The 5,132-nt window shown below is 71.3% G+C and carries 4 protein-coding genes; all 4 read left to right on the top strand.

The window, feature by feature from the left end:
* The first annotated feature begins 20 nt into the window (after window positions 1-20).
* Window positions 21-3,533, top strand: coding sequence for a murein biosynthesis integral membrane protein MurJ (locus BST44_RS28690; RefSeq protein WP_083180024.1), 3,513 nt, complete (start codon window positions 21-23; stop codon window positions 3,531-3,533).
* Window positions 3,534-3,596: 63 nt separating this feature from the next.
* Entirely contained in the window at window positions 3,597-4,208 is a 612-nt protein-coding gene (gene sigM, locus BST44_RS28685) for an RNA polymerase sigma factor SigM (protein ID WP_083180023.1), read from the top strand.
* Window positions 4,201-4,929 carry an RsmA family anti-sigma factor gene (locus tag BST44_RS28680; RefSeq protein ID WP_083180022.1) on the top strand — a complete coding sequence of 243 codons (729 nt, stop codon included), beginning with the start codon at window positions 4,201-4,203 and terminating at the stop codon, window positions 4,927-4,929. The genes sigM and BST44_RS28680 overlap by 8 nt, the downstream gene beginning before the upstream one ends.
* A 105-nt stretch (window positions 4,930-5,034) precedes the next feature.
* On the top strand, window positions 5,035-5,132 hold a 98-nt coding region (locus tag BST44_RS29955), incomplete at its 3' end, for an FAD-binding protein (RefSeq protein ID WP_139334649.1).

The raw sequence follows: 5,132 nt of genomic DNA, 5'->3' as shown, positions 1-5,132 counted from the left end.
GCTCCCCGCCCACGGGTCCCCTGCCGCCCGTCCCCGCGGGCGTCGACCGCCGGCGCCCCGAACTGTCCGACGCCGCCCTGGTGTCGCGGTCGTGGGCCATGGCGTTCGCCACGCTGGTCAGCCGGCTCACCGGATTCGCCCGCATCGTGCTGCTGGCAGCCATCCTGGGTGCCGCCCTGTCGAGCGCCTTCTCGGTGGCCAACCAGCTGCCGAACCTGGTCGCCGCGCTGGTGCTGGAGGCGACCTTCACCGCGATATTCGTGCCGGTGCTGGCCCGCGCGGAGCAGGGCGACCCCGACGGCGGCGCGGCGTTCGTGCGCCGCCTGGTCACCCTGACGACCGCGCTGCTGCTGTTGGCGACCGCGCTGTCGGTGCTCGCCGCGCCGCTGCTGGTGCGGCTCATGCTCGGCCGCGCCCCGCAGGTCAATGAGCCGCTGACCACCGCCTTCGCCTACCTCCTGCTGCCCCAGGTGCTCGCCTACGGCCTCACGTCGGTGTTCATGGCAATCCTGAACACCCGCAACGTCTTCGGGCCGACGGCGTGGGCGCCGGTGGTCAACAACGTCGTCGCCCTCGCGACCCTGGCGGTGTACGCGGCCGTCCCCGGTGAGCTGTCCGTCGACCCCGTCCGGATGGGCAACGCCAAGCTGCTGGTCCTTGGGGTCGGCACCACGCTGGGCGTCTTCGCGCAGACCGCGGTGCTGTTCGGGGCGTTGCGGCGCCAACGCGTCGACCTGCGTCCCCTGTGGGGAATCGACGAGCGCCTCAAACGTTTCGGCACGATGGCCGCCGCGATGGTGCTTTACGTGTTGATCAGCCAGCTCGGGCTCGTCGTCGGCAACCAGATCGCCAGCACGGCGGCCGCCTCGGGGCCCGCGATCTACAACTACACCTGGCTGGTCCTGATGCTGCCGTTCGGCATGATCGGGGTCACCGTGCTGACCGTGGTGATGCCGCGGCTGAGCCGCAACGCCGCCGCCGACGACACCCGGGCCGTGCTCGCCGACCTGTCGCTGGCCACCCGCCTGACGCTGATCACGCTGATCCCGATCGTCGCTTTCATGACCGTCGGCGGACCCGCGATCGGCAGCGCGCTGTTCGCTTACGGCCACTTCGGCGGAGTCGACGCCGGCTACCTGGGCGCCGCGATCGCCCTGTCGGCCTTCACGCTGATCCCCTACGGCCTGGTGCTGCTGCAACTTCGCGTCTTCTATGCGCGCGAACAGCCCTGGACGCCGATCGTGATCATCCTCGTCATCACGGCGGTCAAGATCGTCGGATCGGTGCTGGCGCCGCATCTCACCGACGACCCCAAGCTGGTGGCCGGCTACCTGGGGCTGGCCAATGGCATCGGCTTCCTGGCCGGCGCGATCATCGGGTACCTCCTGTTGCGGCACACCCTGCTGCCGGCCGGCGGCCACCTGATCGGCCGAGGCGAGCTGCGCACCATCCTGGTGACGATCACCGCCTCCCTGCTGGCCGGCTTGCTGGCCCACGTCGCCGACCGGCTGCTGGGCCTGGGCGGGCTGACGGCGCACGGCGGCGGTGCGGGCTCATTGCTGCGCCTGCTCATCCTGGCGGTCATCATGGCGCCGATCATGGCCGCGGTGATGCTGCGTGCGGGCGTTCCGGAGGCCCGGGCGGCGCTGGACGTCGTCCGGCGCCGCTTCGGCGGCCGCGTGCCGCTCCCCCGCAAACCCATGACACCGGATCGATCGTCTGGCCGGTCGCCGGTCACGTACCCTGAGCAGAGGAATTCGTCCCCGCCTGGGGTAAATGCGGTCCAGGAGCCGATCCGGCGCAGACCTCCGGAGCGGGCAACCCCAGCCCGGCTAGCGAAAGGACCGGAGGTGACCGACCGCCCTGTCGAGAGCGCCGCGTCGGGTGCCGAGCTGCCACGACCGGTCGCCGACGACTTCCAACCCGACATCCCCGCCGACCGCAACCCGGAGCGCCCCTCTGACCAGCGCAACGGCGGCGCCGCGCCCGAACCGCGGCGCGGTCCGGCTCCGTTCGACGCGCCCCGCGACCGCGGCGGCGACCCGGCGGGGGACGACGTGCATCTGGTTCCGGGTGCGCGCATAGCCGGCGGGCGGTACCGCCTGCTGGTCTTCCACGGCGGCGCGCCGCCGTGGCAGTTCTGGCAGGCGCTGGACACCGCCCTGGACAGGCAGGTGGCGCTGACCTTTGTCGACCCCGACGGGGCGTTGCCCGACGAGGTCCTACAAGACATCCTGTCCCGCACGCTGCGGCTCAGCCGCATCGACAAGCCCGGGATCGCCCGGGTGCTCGACGTGGTCCACACCGGACATGGCGGCCTGGTGGTTTCCGAATGGGTCCGCGGCGGTTCGCTGCAGGAGGTGGCCGACACCGCCCCGTCGCCAGTCGGCGCCGTCCGGGCCATGCAATCGCTGGCCGCGGCCGCCGACGCGGCGCACCGGGCCGGTGTCGCGTTGTCGATCGACCACCCGAGCCGGGTGCGCGTCAGCATCGAGGGCGACGTCGTCCTGGCCTACCCGGCGACCATGCCCGACGCCAACCCGCAGGGCGACATCCGCGGCATCGGTGCCGCGCTGTATGCCCTGCTGGTCAATCGGTGGCCGCTGACGGAGTCGAGCGTGCGCAGCGGGCTGGCCCCGGCCGAGCGCGACTCGGCAGGCCAGCCGGTGGAGCCGATGGTGATCGACCGCGACATTCCCTTCCAGATCTCGGCCGTCGCGGTCCGCGCGGTTCAAGAGGACGGCGGGATACGCAGCGCGTCAACGCTTTTGAACCTGCTACAACAGGCGACCGCGGTGGCCGACCGGACCGAGGTGCTCGGCCCGATCGACGATTCGCCCGCCCCGGCCGTCGCGCCCGCGTCCGCGAGCCAGGACGACGCGGTCCTCGCCCGCCGGCGCCGCAACGTGTTGATCGGTGTCGGCGCCGGCCTGGTCGTCATCGTGGCGGCACTACTGGTGCTGGCATCGGTAGTGAGCAAGATCTTCGGCAATGTCGGGGGCGGCCTCAACAAGGACGAGCTCGGGCTGAACGGCCCCTCGTCCTCCACGTCGTCGTCGGCCCCCAATTCCGCGGCCGCCGGCAGGATGGTCAAACCCACCAAGGCGACGGTCTACGCCCCAGACGGCGACGCCGACAACGCAAGCACTGCCGGCCAGGCCATCGACGGCGATCCCTCCACCGCCTGGGCGACCGAGATCTACACCGACGCCGTCCCGTTCCCCAATTTCAAGCAGGGCGAGGGGCTGATGCTGCAGCTGCCCAGTCCCACGGTGGTCGGGCAGGTCACCATCGACACCCCCAGCACCGGCACCAAGGTCGAGATCCGCTCGGCGGCCACGGCGTCGCCCGCAACGCTCAGCGACACCACCGTGCTGGCGCAGGCCTTCACGCTCAAGCCGGGCCACAACGTCATCCCGGTGCGGGCCGGATCGCCGACGTCGAATCTGCTCGTCTGGATCTCCACGTTGGGCACGACCAACGGCAAGAGCCAGGCCGGTTTCTTCGAGATCACGGTCCAGGCGGCGTCCTGACCGCGCTCACAAGGCAGCCGGCGGTGAAGTGCCGCCCGGCGGCCGATTGGTTACTGTCCGGCCGTGGGCTCCACGGGAGACAACCAGCGCGAACGCAGTGATGCCGAGCTGTTGGCGGCCCACGTCGCCGGCGATCGACACGCCTTCGGCGAGTTGTTCCTCCGCCATCGCCGGCAGTTGCACCGGCTGGCCCGGCTGACCACGCGCACCGCCGAGGACGCCGAGGACGCGCTGCAGGAGGCCATGCTCTCCGCACACCGCGGCGCCGGCGCGTTCCGGCACGACGCCGCCGTCGGCAGCTGGCTGCACCGCATCGTGGTCAACGCCTGCCTGGACCGGCTGCGGCGCACCAAGGCGCACCCGACCGTCCCACTGGAGGACGTCTACCCGGTGGCCGATCGGACGGCCCAGGTGGAGACCGCGGTGGTAGTGCAGCGCGCGTTGATGCGGCTCCCCGTCGAACAGCGGGCGGCGGTGGTGGCCGTCGACATGCAGGGTTACTCGGTGGCCGACACCGCCGCGCTGTTGGGCGTGGCCGAGGGCACAGTCAAGAGCCGATGCGCACGGGCCCGGGCACGTCTCGCCGAGCTACTCGGCTATCTGAAACCCGCATCCGACCTGGCCCCACCAGTGGCCGTGAAGCGACCCATGACGGACACTGGGGCGGATGCGTGAACCCGACAACGAAGCCGACGAGGCGCCCCTGACGGTCGAGCTTCTGGCCGATCTGCAGGCCGGCCTGCTCGACGACGAATCCGCGGCGCGGGTGCGTCGCCGGGTCCGCGACGACCCCGAGGCCGAACAAATCCTGCGCGCGCTGAATCAAGTGCGCTGTGACGTCGCCACGCTGGGCGCGGAGCCGGCCCCGGAGGTTCCACCCGAGGTCACCGCCCGGGTGTCGTCGGCGCTCGCACCGGCGGAACCCGGCCCGCCCGTCGCCCACGCGGCCCGGCCCCGCCCCCGGCCCACGCGGGTGCTCGCCACGGTGATCGGCGTCGGCGCGGTAATTGCGGCGATCGGTGTGGGCACCGCGGCCCTCATCACCGCGCCCGAGCCCGCCCCCAGCACCCAGGTGACGGCCGAGCACATCACCGTTTCGACCCCGCCGATGGTGATCCCCCTGTCAGCCGAAGAAATCGTCGGACTCCTCAGCCAGCGCCCCGACTACGGCCCCCTCGCCGATCCCGTAAGGCGGGCCTCCTGTCTCACCGGCCTCGGTTATCCGGCGTCGACGCAGGTGCTGGGCGCGCGCCGCGTCGAAATCAACGCCCGACCCGGCGTCGTGCTGGTGGTGCCGGCCGACACTCCGCGCAGCCTGGCGGTTTACGCGGTCGCCCTGAACTGCAATGCCGCCGATACCGGCTTGTTGGCCAACACCCAAATCCCCCGCCCTTAGTCTGGTAGCGATGGGTTGCGCCGGCGGCATCACAGGGTTCCCGGGAACAGCCGCACCTACGCTGGCGTTTGTACGAATCCAGGGACGATCGTTTGAAAGGGTTCTATGACCGCCGACACTGTGCATGACGTGATCGTCATTGGTTCGGGTCCTGCCGGGTATACCGCGGCGTTGTATACCGCGCGGGCGCAGTTGGCGCCGGT

The sequence above is a fragment of the Mycobacterium scrofulaceum genome (genome assembly GCF_002086735.1).
Taxonomy (GTDB): Bacteria; Actinomycetota; Actinomycetes; order Mycobacteriales; family Mycobacteriaceae; genus Mycobacterium; species Mycobacterium scrofulaceum.
This window is presented reverse-complemented; position numbering and strand designations above follow the sequence as displayed.